Genomic DNA, 19,469 nt, shown 5'->3' with positions numbered 1-19,469 from the left:
TTATAAGTGGAAGTTTAGATAATCCAGAACAGTCTCTATGGATACATCTTTGAGAAGGACTTTCTTTTCTTTGTCCAACAGATATATGGTGGGGGAGGCCTTGAGGTCATACAGCTCTCGGGAGAGGATCGCCCCATCCGTGTTCATCCCATTGTAGGCATAGGAGGGCAGTTGGGAACGGTAGTTGAGCCATGCTTCTTTGTCGTTCTCTGCATATACATAAAGGGAGCGCACACGTTTGGAGGTGTGTAGGCGTCCTATTTCCGGTGTATTGTTGATTTGCTCTATTGTCATCTGGCAAGTATGGCAACCCGGAGAATAGAATATGAGCAATAGGTATTCACCTGCGAAAGAGTGGAGCTTACGTTGGGAGCCGTCGGCCATTTCAAGAGCGAAGTCGAATGCTTTTGATCCCACCCTGTTGCGGCGGACAAGTTTAGCTCGAGCTTTGAGACGCTCCTGTGAGGCAAAGTCGAGTTTGGGTGATTGTTCAGCCCAGTCGAGGATGGGGATATAAAACTCTTCATTGTGCATCGGGGAGTTGGAGAAATAGTAATACTTCTCGTACATCTTTAGGAAGAAGTTGAGCATTTTTCCTGACGATTTTTCCAGAGGCACCAGCAAAGACTGTTGTATTTCTGCTAATGGCATATTGGCTGCCAATGCTGCGAAGTTGGCAAAACTGGCTTCCATACGTCCTCCTTTTTGTAGCTCGGTTGTGTCGGTAAAGGAGCATTTGTCCCAATAGTGTAGCAGCAAATATTTTGCGCGATCATGTGGCTCTATTAGATAAGAGGGCACATCCGGCAAGGGGAAGGCCAGCGTTTCCAGCTCGTGAGCTACCTGAGTGTTTCGGGTTGTGTCTGCCTGTGCCTCCGTTCGGCTGCGAGATCCGGAACAAGTCAAAAGGGAGAGAGATGTCGAGCTGAGAGCGAATGCCAGAGCGCAGACCGGAAAAAGGTTTCTTCGTTTCATTTGTTGGCTGCTAATCAGTTTGAGGTAATATTATGTGACTGTGAAAAACAAAGACAGCGACAAGCGAGAACGGGGCTCGGATACCGGCCTTCTTCTCCGCTTGCGCTGTCTAATTTTCGTTGTCTCCTTTGCGTTTGGTGCGGAGACTCTTGATAAGTTTTGCTTACAGAGAGCCCTGCTTTGCTTCCTTTATCATCTTGGCATTCGGCAGGATGTACACTTCCACACGGCGGTTCAGACGACGACCTTCCACTGTGCTGTTGTCTGCAATAGGCTCATAGCTACCCTTGCCACTGTATTGCATACGAGAGGTGGCAACTCCTTGAGCGTTAAGGAAACTATACACAGCCTTGGCACGACGTTCTGAGAGCGGATTGTTCACCCTATCACTACCGGTACTGTCGGTATGACCTATAATCTCAATATCCGTATCTGGATTTTCGTTGATGTTTTTCGCAAATTTGCTCAGAGCGGAGCGTGAAGCGGCGTTCAGGTCACTCTTGCCTGTCTGGAAGAGGATACCGCTGTCAAATGTTACTCGGATAGCTTCGCCATCGTTGATTGCTTCTATCTTGGCATCGGGGAGTTGAGTTTCTAGCTCCTTTTTCTGCTTGTCCATCTTGTTCCCGATGATAGCACCGGCTGCTCCTCCTATGGTTGCCCCTATGATGGCACCCATGCCGGAATTCCCGGCCACCTTACCTATACCGGCTCCAATAGCGGCACCGGCACCTGTACCTATGGCTCCTCCCTTGATTGCGTTGCTGAGTCCGCATCCGCTGATCAGTAGAGCTGTGGCTGCCAGAGCTGCAATAATACTTGTCTTTTTCATGTTTTTTCTATCCTTATTTGTTTCTGTGTTGCTCCTGTTTTGCGACCGATATGTACCCGACACAAGTCCTCTGACAGGATGCGTATTGCTTAGTTGGATTCGTGTCTCGAAAAGTACTTCATAAATTGCATACGCTCAAACATTGTAGCCGATTTGATGTCAGCAGCGTTCAGGCGTCCTCTAAATTCCTCTATGGAGCGATAACCTTTGCGCTCCATCCACGTGGTCAGGCCAAGTATAGCTTCTTTGATAGCAGTGCTGCCCCCCTTATACAGGGCCGAACACATCTGCACTGCCGAAGAGCCTACCAAAATACATTTAACCACCTCTTCCCAGCCATGTACTCCGGTTGAGGCTGCCAAGCTCACACCAGGGATCAGGGCGGAGCAGATGCCTGTATATCTGAGAGTGTCGCAGATGTCTGTTGGTTGAGAGAAAACATTTCCGGAGCACAGACTTTCTGTCTCTATGTCTACATCGGTGCGATAGGAGCGGTTAAATAGCACGATTCCTTTGGCTCCGGTAGCACGCAATTTGTCTACCAATGCAGGGATGTTGCTTAATGTGCGAGAAAGCTTCACTGTCACAGGGATTTTTACAGCCTTGACAATGGATGCTACGATGGCGACATACTGGTCTTCATAGCTTTCTTTGGCAAACAGATCTGTCTCCAGGCGCATTACATTCAGTTCGATAGCATCTGCTCCTGCTTGCTCTATGCGACCTGCAAAGTCTGCCCATGCATCCGCCCGGAAGCAGTTGATACTGGCGATTACCGGTACATCGGTACTTTGCTTGGCTTGACTGATCAAGTCGAGGTATTGATTCACCTGTTCTCCACGCACATACTGGGCTATATAGTCGGCTGCCTCCGGGTAGTCGGTGTGCTCCAGCATTGACTGTCCCTGCATCTCGATTTGTTCCTCAAAGAGAGATTTCAACACGATAGCTCCCACTCCCTGAGCTGCCAGCTCTTTGATCTTGTTGATATTGCTTGTCAAACCCGAACTGGCTGCTACGATAGGATTTTTGAGTTGCAGCCCTGCATAAGTAGTCGTAATATCTATCATCTTGCTTCTTGTTTCAATGGGGAATGCCCCTGCCATTATAAATCGGTTCTTTCCTAATTTGTTCAACAAAGGTACAAAATGAAATTAAACACTTTGCCACACAAGGGTTTCCTCAACTTTACCCCCTTTTGACCCATCCTGAAAAAGCCCTATTCATCGGTGTTTTGAGAGAGCCGAAATTCTCTCCTCAGAGAATTTTTGTTCTCTCCTGTGTTAGCGAAAATTCTCTGAGGAGAGAATTTTCGCTCTCTCCCCATTAAATAAAAATTACGTCCCGCTGCCCATTTATAGGATGTTGTATTCTATTAAAATACAATCTATTTGCCTATGTTTTTGATAAATGATCGTTTTGGGTCCGAAGGCCTCTAATTGGCAATTCGTCATCCATACTAAAAAATACTGAAAAAAAGAGAAGGAAATACCCAACTGTAGGCATTGTGAACAGTGTTCATGCTCGATACTTTTGTCTCAGATCTTGGTAATAAGCCCTTGGATATGAGGAGACTTCTTCCTTATTCTCCGTTGTGCCGAACCCTAATGAACAAAACAGATGAAGTCAACGAGCAATAACACAACTCGCCAAAGGATCGTACGAGCAGCTCGGGAAGAGTTCCTTGCCAAGGGGTTCCGTGGAGCCTCTTTGCGTGTGATAGCTGCAGAGAGTGCGGTGGCAGTTAGCAATATATACAACCATTTCGATCATAAGGATTGCCTTTTCAGAGAGGTACTCTCTCCTTTGTTGAATGCATTCAACAAGATGTTGGAGGAACACAATAGCGATGAGGATATGGAGTTGTACATGTCTGCTCCGGATCGCTATCGAGAGAAAATGGTGCAAGAGTTTATGTCTCTTACCCGTACATATCGGGCAGAGCTTAAGCTCCTGCTGTTGCTCTCTGGAGGATCTTCCTTGGAGTCTTTCAGAGAAGAGGTTGTCCGTCGCCAAACCGAGGTGGGTAAGGTGTATCTGGAGCGATTTCGAAAGAAATATCCGCAATTCAAGGCGGAGGTATCCCCTCTCTTTGTCAAGCTGAGTTCCACGTGGTGGATGATCATATTTACCGAGATCATAGCCAACGAAGAGTTGACCGAGCAGGAGATAGAGCGAGCTCTCTCGGAATATATTGCATTCGGAACGGCCGGTTGGACTGAGTTGATGAGAGGATGATGGCCGTTGGATCCGGTTTGAGAGAGGCATTTGGTCGGGAGTATTTTGAATAACCACATTATTTATAGCAATGAAGATCGAACGAATCAACAAATGGTTTTATCGTCGTGCGGAGTACATTATTCACAGGCGTTTTCTCTCTTTGGGGCTTTTTGTTTTGCTGCTTGTTATAGGGCTCTTTGGCTTGTCTTTTCTGAACATCAAGACCTCTTGGGAGGATTACTTCCTCGAGGACGATCCCATGATGGTCAAAACAGAAGAGTTCAAGTCCATTTTCGGTAACGACAACTATGCTGCCGTCCTTACGCGCTGTGAAGACAGTTTTAGCAAGGAGAGTCTGGAGCTGATCCGCAAATTGTCCAACGAGATGTTGGATAGTATGTCTTATGCGGATAAGATTACTTCGCTTACCGATATAGAATTTATGGAAGGCAATGAGGAGGGAATATCCATCGAGCAGATTGTTCCCGAGGAGATCCCTTCTGATCCGGCAGCCTTGGCTGAGATACGGCGCAAAGCCTATCGCAAGCCACACATTGCCAGCCGTCTGGTTTCCAAAGACGGTACATTGACTTGGGTGTTGCTCAAGCTTCGCCCTTTCCCGGAAGATTCTGTCTGGAATAAAGGAAAGGGGAGTGTTGCGCCTGAGATGCTTACAGGTAGAGAGCTTCACCGGATACTAAGCAAGAGCGAATATGCCCCGCTGAACCCGAGAGGTACCGGTATGCCTTATTTGTCTGCCCGTAAACTGGATTGGATCGGGAAGGAGATGACTCGAGTAATGAGTTTGGCTATTGTCTGTGCTCTAATCGTTCTTGCTCTCTTTACTCGCTCAGTCCGAGGAGTAGTGGTACCGATTCTCACGGCTGTGAGCTCTATCATCATTGCCTATGGCTTAGTGGGCTATTTCCGTTTGAGTATAGATAGTGCGATGATATTGATCCCGATGCTTTTGGCTTTTGCCATTGCGATAGCCTACAACATACATATCCATTCTTTCTTCAAGCGGCAACTTCGTCTGCATGGGAAACGCAAGTTGGCAGCTATCGAAACGATTGGAGAAACTGGTTGGCCCATCTTGTTTAGTGCCTTGACCACTTTTGCTGCTCTTCTGTCTTTCCTTACTATTCCTGTAGTTCCGATGCATTTTGTCGGGATTGTTACCTCACTCAGTGTACTTCTGACTTTCTTCATTTCTATGTTGGTCATGCCAGTAACTCTGAGCTTTGGTAAAGATCGCAAGCCAGTGGAGAACGCTGCCACGATAGGTAAGCAGTGGATCGATCGCTATTTGGAGGCTTTTGGGGATTGGATCCTGAACAATGAGAAAAAGATCTTGCTGGTGTTTGGAATATTCACTGTTGGTCTCCTCTACCACTTTACCAATATAGAGGCAGCTTTCGATATAGACAGGACTATGGGACGGAGGATCGACTATGTAAAGGATATAATGGAAGTAGGGGAGAGTGAGCTTGGTTCGGTCTATTCCTATGACATCATGATAGATCTCAAAAATCCCGGTGCAGCCAAAAATCCCGAAGCTCTCAAGGCTCTGGACTCCGTGGCTCGTGTTGTGGAGAACTATCCTCTCACCAAGCGTACTACATCGGTTTTGAATGTGATTAAGGATCTCAACCAGACTTTGCACGATGGTCAGGCAGCCTATTATACCATTCCCGACAGTCAGGAGGAGGTTGCCCAACAGCTCTTACTCTACGAGAATGCCGGTGGCAGTGAGGTGGAAAACTGGATTGACTACGAATACAGCCGTCTGCGCATTAAGGTAGAGTTGCAGGCCTACAACTCCGGAGAAGCCGAGCGGGAGATGCAAGATATTACCGATCTGGCACGCAAACTTTTCCCGGATGCACAGATAACACCGGTGGGATCGTTGCCACAGTTTACCACGATGATGCAATACATTGTGCGCGGACAGATCAGCTCATTTGTGATTTCGCTACTGATTATCGGCATCTTGATGATGGTTGTTTTTGGCAGTGTCCGTGTGGGGCTTATCGGCTTGATACCTAATATAATGCCTGCCATTGTTGTTGGTGGATTGATGGGTTGGATGGATTATCCTCTTGATATGATGACGGCCACTATCATGCCTATGGTACTCGGTCTGGCTGTGGATGACACGATACACTTCATCAATCATGGCCATTTGGAGTTCGATCGACAACGAGACTATCGTGGAGCTATTCTGAAGACTTTCCGTATTGTGGGGACTCCCATTGTTCTGACGAGCCTTATCGTTTCCTCCAATTTTGCCGCCTATACAACTTCGGAAAATCTCTCTTTCATCCATATGGGTATTCTTTCTGTGGCAGGGATGCTTTCGGCTCTTTTGGCCGATTTGTGTATTACTCCTTTGTTATTCCGTCGCTTCAAAATTTTCGGCAAGGAAGAGGGAGACAAGAGGAGAGAAGAAGAGAATCGTACAACCTTAAAATGAAGAGGTAGTTATGAAACAAATCGAGCAAATTAAGTTGGCTTTTCTGTGGCTATTGGTTGTCACAGGGATCATTTTCCACTCTGTTTTTTCTCTGGACAGTCTCTTCTACGGAGCAAATATTCAGCTGCCGGGAACGGATGGCTCCGAGCCGACCATCTTTGTGGTCAGTCATATTGTTTTCGGAGTAGGCTCTTTGCTGATGGTGCTGCTTACTCTTTTGATTGAGAGCAGAGGTTTTGTTTGGTTCAATCGAATATGGGCTTCTTTGATGGGGCTTCTCAATGCAGTTCACTTGATTGCAACCTTCGGAGAGAGTCCTTTCTGCATAGAACAGATTTTGCTCCTCTCTTTCATCTTGGCAACAAACATTGTTCTCGTTGTTCGCTTGTGGAAACCTATGGAAAGTAAACCAGAATTAGAAACCGAATAAAAACATAATTGAAACAATGAATCGTATCGTATTTACAGGCCTTGTCATGGCCTTTCTCTGGACGACCGGATCTTTTGCGCAGAAGACAGGGCGAGATGTTATGCAGAAAGTGAAGGATCGCTCAGATGGAGACACTCGACAGTCGGAATTGGGCATGACTCTGATCAATAAACGTGGAAGTACCAGAGAGCGCAAATTGCTCTCCTATTCGATTGATATGGGCAAAGGGAAGAAAGACCGCAAGACAATTCTGTTTTTCCTTTATCCTGGAGATGTCAAAGGAACCGGATTTCTCACTTGGGATTACGATTCGGCAGACAAAGAAGATGATCGTTGGCTCTATCTCCCCTCAATGAAAAAAGTCAGACGGATCAGTGGTTCCTCAGCTAAGAAAGACTACTTCATGGGAAGTGACTTTACCTATGACGACATGGGGGGCAGACATGTGGATGAAGACACACATTCTCTCCTGGCAGAAGAGACTCTTGCCGGGCATAAATGCTGGAAAGTGGAGTCCAAGCCACGAGATAACCGTGATGTCTTTTCGAGCAAGATGACTTGGGTACGCCAGGATTGTTTGATCCCTGTCAAGGTCGAGTACTACGACAAAATGGGCAAGCTACATCGTCGGCTGGAGCTATCCGAGATCAGTAAGGTGAACGGATTTTGGGTGGCCAAGAAGATGCACATGACTAATGTACAGAATGGACACCAAACGATTTTGGAAATCAAAAACCCTAAGTTCGATTTACCTCTGGATGAATCGAAGTTTAATGTTGCCACTCTCGAGAAAGGCGGTATGTGATGATGTATCGAGATACTGTTTGTTTATATGCGATTCTGTTGCTTGGCCTGATTGTCGGGGCTTTGCCTCTGCGAGCCTTGTCTCCGGAAGGAGAGCGAGGAGTGACATTCGATACAAAGGGCTTTGTAGATACCTACCATGCGATGCGTGTAACCTCTCCTCATGATATTATGAGTTCGCGTACACGGCTGCGAGGAGAGTTTACCAAGCGTTTCGACGAGTCGGTTGTTGTTGCTTCTTTCGATGCTGCGTATAACCCCATCACCGGAGGGCCTTGCAATCTGAAATTGAGAGAAGCCTATTTTGAACATCAAGAGGAGTTTTGGAAGATCAGTTTTGGGCGACAGTTTGTGATTTGGGGAACTGCCGATGGAGTACGTATTACCGACTTGGTCTCTCCAATGGATTTGACAGAGTTTCTCGCTCAAGACTACGATGATATCCGTTTGCCGGTAAATGCTTTGCGCTTCTCTCTGTACAACGAAAAGCTACGATTCGAAACCATATTGGTACCCACTTTCGAGGGGTATATATTGCCGACTGGGGAAAACAATCCGTGGAGTATATTCTCCTCTTCAGGTCAAAAAAAGTCTTACGAAATCGAATGGGATGACAAGGATAGTAAGCCTGCCCTCAAATTGGCCAATATAGAATATGGCGGTCGTTTGAGCTTTACTCTGCCGGGTGTAGATTTTTCTCTTGCAGCTTTGCATACATGGAACAAAATGCCTGTTTTGCAGATCGAAAGAGGAATGACTCCTGGCAGTGTGCGTGTCTCTCCTCGCTATTACCGCATGGGTTTCGTTGGGGGAGACATTGCCAAGCCTCTCGGTGCTTTTGTCCTTAGAGGAGAGGCGGCATTCAACATAGATAAGCATTTTCGTTCTCCAGAGCAGGGATTCAATTCTCTCAATTGGCTTGTTGGAGCTGATTGGTATGCTCCTTACGAATGGATGCTCTCAGCTCAGCTTTCTTCAGAGAGCATTTTCGACTACGATCCTATTGCCGGGCAAGATGAGCATACCTCTCTGCTTACACTTCATATCTCAAAAAAAATGCTGGGCAGTACACTCTCTCTTGCCAATTTTACTTATCTCGATCTCAATAATGGAGCGTGGTTCAGCCGTTTTTCAGGAGATTATGCTCTGAGTGATCAGTTGCATTTATTGGCCGGTTACGATTGGTTTGCCGGGCAAGACAATGGGAGCCTGTTTGCCCGATATAGAGACAATTCGGAAGTTTGGATCAAAGCTAGATACAGCTTCTAAAAAGACATTGCATTTCCGATGAATACGATTCAAAAAATCCAATCCTACATGGGGCAGCGTAAGATTCTTCTGCCCATATCCTTTGCTCTCTCGGCCATGAATGGTTTGGTGTCATTGTTGCCTTTCATTCTTATTTGGTTTATCGTCCGTGAACTGTTGTCCGGTAGAGGCTTGGCAGATAGCTCTCTTGTGAAGACTTATGCTTGGTGGGCTGTGGGCGTCTCGGTCATAGCCATACTCCTCTATTTTTGCTCCCTGATGTTGTCGCATCTGGTTGCTTTTCGGGTCGAGCTAAATATGAGACGAGAAGCGATGCGTCGTGTATTGAGAATGCCATTGGGCTATTTCGATAAGAAACTTAGTGGCAAAATACGGAAAGTCATAGACGAAGATACCTCCCAGACACATATCTTGCTGGCGCATTTGTTGCCGGATATCATTGGGAGTATAACTGCTCCCTTGGGTGTCTTCATCCTTATATTCGTGTTTGACCCACGTCTGGGATTGGTTTGTCTGATACCCATATTGGCTGCCTGTCTTACGATGTTTATTATGATGAATCCGAATCGTAATGATTTCCAGCGGAGATACCTTGATGCACAGGAAAAGATGAGCAGCGAAGCTGTTGAATATGTACGAGGGATCCCGGTGGTGAAGGTTTTTCAGCAAACGGTATTCTCTTTTAAGCGATTTTACGATAGTATTATCTCCTATCGAGATTTGGTGATGAAGTACACTCTTAGCTGGCAGAAACCCATGTCTTTCTATATGGTGGCGATACATAGTTTTGCCTTTTTCCTCATCCCGGTGACGATCTTGCTGATCGGCAAATCAGATAATCCAACGGAGTTGCTGGCAGATATGTTCCTGTATTTATTGGTCACCCCTCTTTTTGCCACCAATATCATGAAGATCATGCATCTTGGACAAAATCTTTTCTTGGCAAATGAGACAATTAGCCGCTTGGAGCAACTTACCTCTGAGAGCTCTTTGCCTATTGCCGAGAAAACCCTTAGGCCTCAGCAGCACGACCTTGCATTCAACCAGGTGAGCTTCGGCTATCCGGGAACGACACAAAAAGCTGTCGATGGTGTAGACTTCATGATCCCGGAGGGCAAGACCTATGCTTTGGTAGGCCCTTCCGGCAGTGGCAAAACAACTATCGCTCGGCTAATCCCTCGCTTTTGGGATGTCTCTCATGGCAGTGTACGGATAGGTGGGGTAGATGTGCGTGATATGGCCAAGGAGGATCTGATGGAGAGAGTTGCTTTTGTTTTCCAGAATACCAAACTTTTCAAAACGACACTTCGGGAAAATATTACCTATGGAACTCCCGATGCTACAGAGGAGGCGATAAATAGGGCTATCGATCTTTCTCGAAGCAGGGAGATTATCGATCGCTTACCCAATGGCCTGAATACACGAATTGGAGCGGACGGTATCTACCTTTCCGGTGGAGAACGACAGCGGATTGCCTTAGCCAGAGCTATTCTTAAGAATGCCTCTATTGTGGTGCTTGATGAGGCTACTGCTTTTGCCGATCCCGAGAGTGAGACACTTATACATCAGGCTTTGCAAGAGTTGATGAAAGGCAAGACAGTGTTGATGATTGCACATCGCTTGACAAGTGTGCAGCAGGCAGATCGTATTCTGGTGGTAGATAAGGGGCAGATTGCAGAGCAGGGGAACCATGAAGAGTTGCTCGCCAAGAAAGGTCTGTATAGTTCCATGTGGGATGAATACCAGCGATCTGTGGCCTGGACAGTATAGGAGGAGGCTTGTATCACTAATCCGAATAATAAATTGACACAAAGATGATTTCATACTTCCAAAATAGATTTGCTCTATCGAGACAGGGGGGCAAGTCCCTTTTCGGGGGGATTGCCTGGACTACGCTGCTCAATATTGCCCTGATGTTGCCGGCTGTGTTTACTTTCCTGTTTCTTGATGATTATTTCCATGCTCTTGCTTTGCATGGTTGGCGTTTTTATATAGCTGTTGCACTTGCTTTTATGCTGATATTGTTTGCCCTTGCCATGATTCAATACACCAATACTTACACGAACGTGTATGTGGAAAGTGCCAATAGGCGTATTGGTCTGGCTGAGAAGTTGCGCAAGTTGCCATTGGCTTTCTTTGCGGAGAAAAATCTCTCTGACCTTACTGCAACGCTTATGGAGGACAATTCGGAGCTTGAGAAAATGTTCTCCCATTCCATTCCACAGCTTTTTGCCTCTTTCTTGAGTTTATCGTTGGTTGGACTTGGTTTGTTCTGTTTTAACTGGCAACTCTCTCTGGCCCTGCTTTGGGTTGTACCAGTGGCAGCTGCAGTGATTTTTGTATCCAAGAAGTTTATGTTGCGTCTGCATAGGAAGCATTACTTCGTCAAGCGAGCTGTCACGGAGCGTATACAGGAGGGTTTGGAGGAAATTCAGGAAATTAAGTCCTACAACGGAGAGGCAGACTACTTGGCTAAGCTTGATGACGAATTGGATAGCTGTGAGCAAGGCATGATCAAGGGAGAACTGCTTGTTGGCTGTTCTATCAATATATCTTATATCATCCTGAAACTGGGGTTGGCCTCGGTTATTCTCGTGGGGGCTTACTTGTTAGTCTCAGGAGAGGTTGATCTATTTACATATCTCGTATTTCTCATGATCGGGTCGACTATCTACAACCCGATTATGGAGGTATTCAACAACATGGCTATTCTTGCCTTTCTTGATGTTCGCATTGACCGTATGCGAGAAATGGATGCTATGCCTATCCAGCAAGGAACATCAGACTTTCAGGTGTCTAACTATGATATTACTTTCGAGGAGGTAGATTTTTCCTATGGAGGCGATAGACAGGTCTTGCGCTCTGTCTCTTTCACTGCCCGTCAGGGAGAGGTGACAGCCTTGGTGGGTCCTTCTGGTGGAGGTAAGAGTACTTCGGCCAAGCTGGCTGCCCGGTTTTGGGATGTTGATCATGGCCGGATTTTCTTAGGAGGGGTAGATATTTCTACTATCGATCCCGAAAGTTTGCTTCGCCATTACGCAATTGTCTTTCAGGACGTCCTTCTTTTCAATGCAAGTGTGATGGACAATATCCGCATAGGCCGGCAAGATGCAACCGACGAAGAGGTCAGAGCTGTCGCCCGATTGGCTCGGTGTGATGAGTTTGTCAGCCGTCTGCCGAATGGCTACGATACGATTATCGGGGAGAATGGAGAGAGACTCTCCGGAGGGGAGCGTCAGCGCATCTCTATTGCCCGGGCTTTGCTTAAAGATGCCCCTGTCGTCTTGCTGGATGAGGCTACGGCCAGTCTTGATGTGGAGAATGAGAGTCAAATACAGTCCGCTATTTCGGAGTTAATTCGCAATAAGACGGTGCTGATCATTGCCCATCGGATGCGTACAGTGGCCAATGCCCACAAGATCGTTGTACTCAAGGATGGACGGGTCGTTGAGAGCGGACATCCAGCCGAATTGTTGAAGCAAGGAGGTGAATTTGCCCATTTGTTTCAGTTGCAACATGCTTTGCCTCTGAGTTGATCTCCTCTCGTTTTTCTTTCTACAAAGGTTATGTGCCATAAGGGTGAACTTTGACAATGTACAGGATACAGACGGAGTGCCATAATACGCAAACTGCTGTGTTACTTGCGACATTCGGCTTTCCAGTATGCTCCCCTCAGCCTCAGTCTTAGAGCCTTGCTTTTTGCGCATTCTAACGCACATAAATGGGGCTGTGGGCAAAATCGAATTTTGCCACAGCCCCTTATTTCTTCTTCTGGAGAGTCTGTTGGGCTACAATGGCTTTTGCCTTACATTTGTGCTTAGAGATCATTGCGTAATACGGCAGTCACTGCATTATTGTCGACATTCGAGTATGGTCACGTACCAGAAAGTGCGTTCTCTTTCACTCTCTGTCTAAGAGCTTTGCGGTTACTGCAGTCTGAAAAAATGGCCAAAAACAGCTGAAATAGCCTTTTTGATGGCCCATGTGACGGTCTCGTTTAAGGTAAAAAGGCCCTTCGCCTTGTGAAGGGATGCAAGCAAAGCTTCTTATGAATATCACTCAACTTTATAGTCATTTCCTTGCGCATCCGGAAGTCTGTACAGACAGTCGTCAGGTTAGTACCGACAGTCTGTTTTTTGCGTTAAAAGGGGAGCACTTCGATGGTAATAAGTTTGCTGCGGCTGCCCTGCAATCGGGTGCAGCTTATGCAGTAGTGGACGACCCAGCCGTCATCCCTCCCGAGGATGCGGAGCGTTATATTTTGGTATCGGATTGTCTACTCTGTTTGCAGCAATTGGCCGCACATCACCGCAGGGAATTGGGTTTGCCAGTATTGGGAATTACCGGTACCAATGGCAAAACAACGACCAAGGAGCTTGTTACAGCTGTATTGCGTCAGGCCTATAATGTCCTTTCTACGGAAGGAAATCTGAACAACCACATCGGAGTACCGCTCACCCTGCTTCGGTTGCAACCGAAGCATCAAATTGCGGTGATAGAAATGGGAGCTTCTCATCCCGGAGATATTCGGGAGTTGGTCGAGATAGCAGCTCCCGACTACGGATTGATCACCAATGTCGGTAAGGCTCATCTGGAGGGCTTTGGCTCCGTCGAGGGAGTGAAACGAACCAAGGGAGAATTGATGGATTATTTGCGTGAGCACAACGGTATTGCTTTTGTTTTCTCGGATGATCCTGTTTTGGTCGAGTTGGCTCATGACCTTCGGCAGGTTACCTATGGTACCTTCACTTCGGCCACTTTTTATGGCAATATCATTCGCGCCAAACCCTATACACTTAGTTTCCGCTGGAAGCAAGTCGCTATCCCTCACGATATCTCTACACAGCTGGTTGGTGACTACAATTTGCCTAATGCCTTGGCAGCGGTGGCTGTCGGTCGCTACTTCGATGTGGCCACGGCGGGTATTCTTCGAGCATTGGAAGACTACAAACCTCAGAACAACCGCTCCCAACTGACCTGTACCCAGTACAATACCTTAGTGGTGGATGCCTATAATGCCAACCCTGTGAGTATGAGCTTGGCCATTGCCAATATGCAACAGATGCGTGGCAAGCAACCCAAGGTTCTTATTCTGGGGGATATGAGAGAATTGGGTAGCGAGAGCCTATCCGAGCATATTGAGGTCTTGGGCAAGATAGCGACAGGCGTGTATAGTCGCATTTGTCTTGTCGGATCTCTTTTCGGACAGGCAGCTGCTCAAGCGAATTTGTTCGAGAAATTGCCATTGGAGCTTTATCCTTCAGTAAAAGAGTTGACCCTGCGTTTGGAGCAAGAGCCTCTGCGGGATAGCTTGGTGTTGATCAAGGGATCTCATGGTATCCATTTGGAGCAAATCCTACCTCTATGCTGAAAAATCGTTTGCAGCAGCAGTTGGAGCAATCGCTCTCGGCACGACAAATACAGCAGATAAAGTTGCTGGAATTGCCGATGCAGGAGTTAGAGCTGCGTATCAAGAAAGAGATAGAGGACAATCCCGCTCTTGAGCTGGAAGATTCGATACCGGGGAGAGAGAGTTCGGAACAGGATGTCAATGAAGAAGATCTTTCCTTGGATGATTATCGCAACGAGGACGACATTCCTGGTTATAAGCTCCGGCAGATACAGGATAGGGAAGCCCGGAACGACAATATTCCTTTTGCTGCTTCGGCCGAGACAGCTTCCCAACAGTTGCTCGGTCAGCTGGAGCTATTGCCCCTCACCGATAGGCAGCGCAGTATTGCTCCTTTCGTGATCGGTAGCATAGATTCCGATGGTTATTTGCGTCGTTCGGCCGTTGATCTTTCGGACGATTTGATTTTCAATACCGGCATTAGTGCTTCGCCCGAAGAACTTGCCTCTGTGATAGATTTGATCAAGACGCTCGATCCTCCGGGCATTGCTGCTGCGGATTTGCGTGAATGTATGCTATTACAGTTGCAGAGAATACCGCCGGATCCCAAACGTGATCTTGCTTTGGTCATCATCCGGGATTATTTCGATGATTTTGCCAATAAGCATTTCGATCGCCTGACCTCTCTGTTGGATATTTCCCCCGAAGAGTTAGCCGAAGCCTCACGACTGATTGTTCGCTTAAACCCCAAACCTGGGAATGCTCTGGCATTCGATTCTGTCGAAGAAATGCAGCAAATACGGCCGGATTTTGTCGTAACTGAGGACAATGGCGTTTTTTCTGTCTCCATGCCGGGCACGAGAGAATTGCCCGTATTGAAAATAAACCCCGAATACGTAGATATGGCCAGAGACTACAAGGCTTCGGCTGGGAATAGAAGTAGGGAACGCAGAGAGACGCTGCTCTTTGTCAAGCACAAAATGGAGCGAGCGAAATGGTTTATCGAGGCGATACGTATGCGACAGGAGACTCTGCTCAATACGATGCGGACGATCGTATCCCTCCAAGCCGACTATTTTCGATCGGGAGAAATATCCGACCTCAAGCCCATGATACTGAAAGATGTGGCCGATCTTGCTGGTTTCGACGTTAGTACAATTTCTCGAATTGTCTCCGGCAAGTATGTTGAGACGGACTTTGGCATTTTCTCTCTCAAGCATTTTTTCTCCTCAGCGATGACTACTGATGAGGGCGATGAGATCTCGAATATGGAGGTCATGGCAGCTCTGAAAACTCTTATCGAGAAAGAGGATAAGAGGCATCCGTTGTCGGATCAGGCTCTGACTCGCTTGTTGGAGGATAAAGGTTATCGAATAGCCAGACGTACGGTGGCCAAGTACAGACAACGATTGGGATTTCCCACCGGTCGTATGCGCAGGGAGATTCTCTGAAAGGGAAGTGTTTGACTTTGTACCTTTGTAGACCATGAATGATCGTAGACAAGACATATACAAGCTCATAGAAAAGAAACGAATCACCGAAGCTATAGAGCTATTGAGAGAAGTCCTGACGGCAGAGCAACCCTCCTTGCTGCCTCGGCTTGATAGATCGGCAGATGTTTATAGACATATGCTGGAGTTTTTTGTCTCAGGTGCGCCCGATCCTGATCGAGACCGGATACTTGCGAACTTGCGCTTGCAGCTTCTGGAGCTTTGTGATGAACTGCATCGTAGTATAGCTATCGTTTCAGACAGTGCTCAGTACTACGAAACTGTACGGATTCGCAAGGGTTTTTCGGATGAAAGTCTTTCCGGCTTGTTTTCTCTCCTGCAGGACAACTCTCGCCAGCCAGCTCAGTATGAGGAATTACTCAAGACCATTTTCTTTAGAATCTGGACGGCCTATGGTCTTACTCCCGAGGAGCAGGATGCTATTATCGCAGCTCCGACCTCTCTCAAGCCGATGTTGATTTCTGCTCTTGGTTTAGGTTTGAGGACTTGGTGGCATACGGGAGATGTGACCTTCTTGCTTGAGCTTATCCAAAATCCTCACCTTGAATACGACAATCGTGTGCGTGCTCTCGTTGAGTTAGTGTTGGTGTTAGAGACCTATCCGCTCCATACCCGGCTTTTTGAGCCTGTGATTAAAATTCACTTGGATGTGGCTCAAGAGAGCTTTCCCTTGGGAGCTGTTTTGGAGCAGCTCTATATCCGGCTTTTCCGTGCACAACATACAGAACGGCTAACTCAAGAGCTACAGGAGGAGCTTTTGCCGGCTATGCAGAAAATATGGTCTGAAGGTAAGTCCTCGGGGATGCAGCAAGATTTGGAGCGACTGTTCGAAAAGGCAGCCTCTGATCCCGAGTGGATGCGCAAGATGCGTGAGTCCGGTATAGAGGATAAGATGAGGCGGATTTCCGATTTACAGGCAGAAGGGGCTGATGTGGTCTTTGGATCTTTTCGTCACCTCAAGGCCATGCCTTTCTTTTCGGATTTGCATAATTGGTTTCGCCCCTTCTCTCCGGAGGATCCTCAGGTAAAAGCCCTTTTGCAACAAACTTCGGCTCTCTCCGATGCGGCTCTCGTATTACCCTACATGCTTTGTGATTCGGATATCTTTTCTCTCCTTTTCACTCTCAAATTGATGCCACAAGAGAGTCGCAGCATGGCTCTGGCTCAAATGGGCTTCGATATGAGAGAAATGCAGGAACAAATCAATGAATTCAAGCGAGAGAATAAGGCAGCGACAGGGGAGAAGCTTTCCAATACAATAAAGCGATATGTCGAGAATCTGTATCGCTTTCACAAGTTGTTCTCACGTAGGGCAAGTTTCTATGATGTGTTTGCCAAGGACTTTTCTGTGCCGGAAGTGCTGAACAAATATCTATCTCCGGATAAAACACAGGCTCTATTCGGCCGCAAATTGCTCTCTCTGGGGCGTTGTGCTGCTGCTATCCCTTTCTTACGGAAAGCCGTTCAGACAGAGCCATCCAGAGAGTTGTACGAGCAACTCGGCTATGCCTATCAACTCTCCGGCAATCCCTCACGAGCTCTCAAGGCCTACAATAGGGCCGATATTCTCTCCGAGAGCGAACCGGGGAGCTGGCTTCTCAAACAAATGGCGTTCTGTGCCGGAGCAATGGGGCGGACCGAGAAGGCCGTGGAGCTGTACCTGCAACTGGCTACTCAAGAGGGAGGAGACAAGCGGGCCTGTCTGGTAGCTGCTGCCTTGCTTATGGAGCAGAAGCAATATCCCAGAGCAATAGAGCTCTATTTGCAGTATCGAGATCTGACTGGTAGAGAAGACCTGCAGATGCTTCGCCCGCTGGCTTGGTGTTATTTCTCAACAGCTCGCTACGAGGAGGCACGGGCAATCTATCAACAGATCTGCGGTGGAGGATCCGTGCTGGCTTCCGATGAATTGAATTTGGGGCATTGCTATGCTGTCGCTTCGGATCGAGTGCAAGCTCTTGAGCACTACCGTAAGGCTGTTTCTCTCTACGGAGATCATGGATTGAGAGATCTGATCAAAGCATACCGGAATGATACGGCCGATTTGGCTCAGGCCGGGATCTCTCCGGATTTACAAGCCTTATATGTAGACAGTATGGCACAACTATTCAACGAATAATTATTCCATGGATTCGCTACACCTTGTAAATCAAGATACGATATGTGCCATTGCCACTCCTGCGGGTGAGGGCGGTTTGGCGGTATTGCGTGTCAGTGGCCCCGAAGCAATATCCATTGTAGATCGTTTGTTTCGGTCTGTTGGGGGTAAACAGCTGCATGAATGGCCGGCATACCGCTCCGGTTACGGAAGTGTCAGATATGAGGGAGGGGAAGTTTTAGACGATGTAGTTGCGACTCTTTTTCGTTCTCCCCATTCTTTCACCGGTGAAGATACCGTGGAGTTGGCCTGTCATGGCTCTCTTTATATACAGGAACAACTCCTTCGTTTGTTGATTGGCAACGGTTGTCGCATGGCTGAGCCGGGAGAGTTTAGCAAGCGAGCTTTTCTCAATGGTCGTCTGGACTTGTCTCAGGCCGAAGCTGTTGCGGACATTATTTCAGCTCGGTCTGCACAGGCACTTCGCTTGGCTCGTAAGCAGGCCGATGGCTCTTATAGTGCCGCATTCAACGCCTTGGCAGACAAGTTGATCGAGCTGACTGCCCTTTTGGAGTTGGAGTTGGATTTTTCCGAAGAAGATGTCGAGTTTGCGGATCGTTCTACTCTTATTGAGCTATGCTCCTCCACTTTGCAGCGTATAGAGCAGCTTATTACGACCTACTCGGCCGGAAATGCAGTGAAGGAAGGGGTCGCTGTGGCGATTGTTGGGCCTGCCAACGCTGGTAAGTCTACTCTGCTCAACGCCTTGCTCGGCAGGGATCGAGCTATTGTAAGCGATACGGCCGGTACCACCAGAGATACAGTGGAGGATAGCTTGCGCATAGGGGGCATCCTTTTTCGGCTCGTCGATACGGCCGGTATTCGTTCTACTGAGGATAAGATAGAGCAGATTGGTATCGAGCGGTCTTTTGCTGCTATTTCCGAAGCAAATATCATCCTCTATGTGCTGGATGGGCGATATTTGAGCCAATTGGATCGGGAAGAGACGAATAGGCTTTGCCGTGCAGCCGGAGAGACTCCCGTCTTGCTCCTACTTAACAAGAGCGATTTGGCGACTCCGGCCGAAGATCTGCTTCCCGAGGAGTTGCGCTCGATGAAAAGGATCTGCTTAGCGGCTAAAAAAGGAGAGGGGATAGAACTTCTGAAACAAGAGTTGCTGCAATTGGCGCAACTCCCTGAGGGAAGCAATGACATTATTGTGAGTAACACGAGGCATTATCAGGCATTGTTGAATGCAGCCGAAGCACTTCGTCGTGTTGTTCAGGGGCTTGAGGATGGCATTAGCTCGGATTTCCTTAGTCCGGATCTCAGGGCTTGTATCGACAGTATAGAGGAGATCAGCGGTCGTCGCATTGGTTCGGACACTGTCCTTCACCATATATTTTCTCACTTCTGTATCGGCAAATAAGACAACTCCCCGCATAAAATGATTATACGGGGAGTAATTGGCGATTTTCTTCTTTTTTAATGTAACGAAATAAGC

General features: G+C 47.4%; 14 protein-coding genes. 11 read left to right on the top strand and 3 right to left on the bottom strand.

Annotation, left to right across the window (positions count from 1 at the left end; genetic code table 11):
* From B5D48_RS05380 to B5D48_RS05370, 3 genes are all read right to left on the bottom strand, one after another.
* Positions 1 to 975 carry a DUF5106 domain-containing protein gene (locus B5D48_RS05380; RefSeq protein WP_023937187.1) on the bottom strand — a complete coding sequence of 325 codons (975 nt, stop codon included), beginning with the start codon at positions 973 to 975 and terminating at the stop codon, positions 1 to 3.
* A gap of 163 nt (positions 976 to 1,138) precedes the next feature.
* Positions 1,139 to 1,807 carry a YiaD family glycine zipper/OmpA-like lipoprotein gene (locus B5D48_RS05375; protein ID WP_023937186.1) on the bottom strand — a complete coding sequence of 223 codons (669 nt, stop codon included), beginning with the start codon at positions 1,805 to 1,807 and terminating at the stop codon, positions 1,139 to 1,141.
* 89 nt (positions 1,808 to 1,896) lie between these two features.
* Positions 1,897 to 2,877, bottom strand: coding sequence for a dihydroorotate dehydrogenase-like protein (locus B5D48_RS05370; RefSeq protein ID WP_036887276.1), 981 nt, complete (start codon positions 2,875 to 2,877; stop codon positions 1,897 to 1,899).
* A gap of 550 nt (positions 2,878 to 3,427) precedes the next feature.
* Here B5D48_RS05370 and B5D48_RS05365 point away from each other — a divergent pair.
* The 11 genes from B5D48_RS05365 to mnmE all read left to right on the top strand — a co-directional run bounded on the left by B5D48_RS05365 (position 3,428) and on the right by mnmE (position 19,394).
* Entirely contained in the window at positions 3,428 to 4,045 is a 618-nt protein-coding gene (locus B5D48_RS05365) for a TetR/AcrR family transcriptional regulator (RefSeq protein ID WP_036890372.1), read from the top strand.
* A gap of 70 nt (positions 4,046 to 4,115) precedes the next feature.
* Complete coding sequence (locus tag B5D48_RS05360) at positions 4,116 to 6,503, top strand: efflux RND transporter permease subunit (RefSeq protein ID WP_023937181.1); 2,388 nt, start codon at positions 4,116 to 4,118, stop codon at positions 6,501 to 6,503.
* Between the two features lie 10 nt (positions 6,504 to 6,513).
* Positions 6,514 to 6,933 (top strand): hypothetical protein, encoded by a 420-nt coding sequence (locus B5D48_RS05355; RefSeq protein WP_023937180.1) that lies wholly within the window; start codon positions 6,514 to 6,516, stop codon positions 6,931 to 6,933.
* Positions 6,934 to 6,949: 16 nt separating this feature from the next.
* Positions 6,950 to 7,738 (top strand): outer membrane lipoprotein-sorting protein, encoded by a 789-nt coding sequence (locus B5D48_RS05350; protein WP_023937179.1) that lies wholly within the window; start codon positions 6,950 to 6,952, stop codon positions 7,736 to 7,738.
* Positions 7,738 to 9,006, top strand: a complete 1,269-nt coding sequence (locus B5D48_RS05345) for a DUF1302 family protein (protein WP_143742812.1) — start codon at positions 7,738 to 7,740, stop codon at positions 9,004 to 9,006. Before B5D48_RS05350 ends, B5D48_RS05345 begins: the two co-directional genes overlap by 1 nt.
* Before the next feature lie 18 nt (positions 9,007 to 9,024).
* Complete coding sequence (locus B5D48_RS05340) at positions 9,025 to 10,776, top strand: ABC transporter ATP-binding protein (RefSeq protein WP_023937177.1); 1,752 nt, start codon at positions 9,025 to 9,027, stop codon at positions 10,774 to 10,776.
* Between the two features lie 44 nt (positions 10,777 to 10,820).
* Positions 10,821 to 12,542 (top strand): ABC transporter ATP-binding protein, encoded by a 1,722-nt coding sequence (locus tag B5D48_RS05335; RefSeq protein ID WP_023937176.1) that lies wholly within the window; start codon positions 10,821 to 10,823, stop codon positions 12,540 to 12,542.
* Between the two features lie 512 nt (positions 12,543 to 13,054).
* On the top strand, positions 13,055 to 14,377 hold the full coding sequence (locus tag B5D48_RS05330; protein ID WP_023937175.1) for a UDP-N-acetylmuramoyl-tripeptide--D-alanyl-D-alanine ligase: 1,323 nt from the start codon (positions 13,055 to 13,057) through the stop codon (positions 14,375 to 14,377).
* Positions 14,371 to 15,807, top strand: coding sequence for an RNA polymerase factor sigma-54 (rpoN, locus tag B5D48_RS05325; protein ID WP_023937174.1), 1,437 nt, complete (start codon positions 14,371 to 14,373; stop codon positions 15,805 to 15,807). The genes B5D48_RS05330 and rpoN overlap by 7 nt, the downstream gene beginning before the upstream one ends.
* Before the next feature lie 34 nt (positions 15,808 to 15,841).
* On the top strand, positions 15,842 to 17,986 hold the full coding sequence (locus tag B5D48_RS05320) for a tetratricopeptide repeat protein (protein WP_023937173.1): 2,145 nt from the start codon (positions 15,842 to 15,844) through the stop codon (positions 17,984 to 17,986).
* A gap of 7 nt (positions 17,987 to 17,993) precedes the next feature.
* The gene (gene mnmE / locus B5D48_RS05315; protein ID WP_023937171.1) at positions 17,994 to 19,394 is read left to right on the top strand and encodes a tRNA uridine-5-carboxymethylaminomethyl(34) synthesis GTPase MnmE; all 1,401 of its coding nucleotides are present in this window, start codon (positions 17,994 to 17,996) and stop codon (positions 19,392 to 19,394) included.
* Positions 19,395 to 19,469: the final 75 nt, after the last annotated feature.

The organism is Porphyromonas crevioricanis (genome assembly GCF_900167225.1).
Lineage (GTDB): Bacteria > Bacteroidota > Bacteroidia > Bacteroidales > Porphyromonadaceae > Porphyromonas > Porphyromonas crevioricanis.
The sequence above is the reverse complement of the archived record's forward strand: the minus strand, read 5'-3'. Positions and strand labels throughout refer to the sequence as shown.

What these genes read in the sequence shown, in the direction of transcription:
- B5D48_RS05375 (WP_023937186.1), bottom strand. Translation starts at nt 1,807, where the DNA reads ATGAAAAAGACAAGTATTATTGCAGCTCTGGCAGCCACAGCTCTACTG.
- B5D48_RS05355 (WP_023937180.1), top strand. Translation starts at nt 6,514, where the DNA reads ATGAAACAAATCGAGCAAATTAAGTTGGCTTTTCTGTGGCTATTGGTT.
- B5D48_RS05360 (WP_023937181.1), top strand. Translation starts at nt 4,116, where the DNA reads ATGAAGATCGAACGAATCAACAAATGGTTTTATCGTCGTGCGGAGTAC.
- B5D48_RS05350 (WP_023937179.1), top strand. Translation starts at nt 6,950, where the DNA reads ATGAATCGTATCGTATTTACAGGCCTTGTCATGGCCTTTCTCTGGACG.
- B5D48_RS05335 (WP_023937176.1), top strand. Translation starts at nt 10,821, where the DNA reads ATGATTTCATACTTCCAAAATAGATTTGCTCTATCGAGACAGGGGGGC.
- mnmE (WP_023937171.1), top strand. Translation starts at nt 17,994, where the DNA reads ATGGATTCGCTACACCTTGTAAATCAAGATACGATATGTGCCATTGCC.
- B5D48_RS05365 (WP_036890372.1), top strand. Translation starts at nt 3,428, where the DNA reads ATGAAGTCAACGAGCAATAACACAACTCGCCAAAGGATCGTACGAGCA.
- B5D48_RS05320 (WP_023937173.1), top strand. Translation starts at nt 15,842, where the DNA reads ATGAATGATCGTAGACAAGACATATACAAGCTCATAGAAAAGAAACGA.
- rpoN (WP_023937174.1), top strand. Translation starts at nt 14,371, where the DNA reads ATGCTGAAAAATCGTTTGCAGCAGCAGTTGGAGCAATCGCTCTCGGCA.
- B5D48_RS05380 (WP_023937187.1), bottom strand. Translation starts at nt 975, where the DNA reads ATGAAACGAAGAAACCTTTTTCCGGTCTGCGCTCTGGCATTCGCTCTC.
- B5D48_RS05345 (WP_143742812.1), top strand. Translation starts at nt 7,738, where the DNA reads ATGATGTATCGAGATACTGTTTGTTTATATGCGATTCTGTTGCTTGGC.
- B5D48_RS05370 (WP_036887276.1), bottom strand. Translation starts at nt 2,877, where the DNA reads ATGATAGATATTACGACTACTTATGCAGGGCTGCAACTCAAAAATCCT.
- B5D48_RS05330 (WP_023937175.1), top strand. Translation starts at nt 13,055, where the DNA reads ATGAATATCACTCAACTTTATAGTCATTTCCTTGCGCATCCGGAAGTC.
- B5D48_RS05340 (WP_023937177.1), top strand. Translation starts at nt 9,025, where the DNA reads ATGAATACGATTCAAAAAATCCAATCCTACATGGGGCAGCGTAAGATT.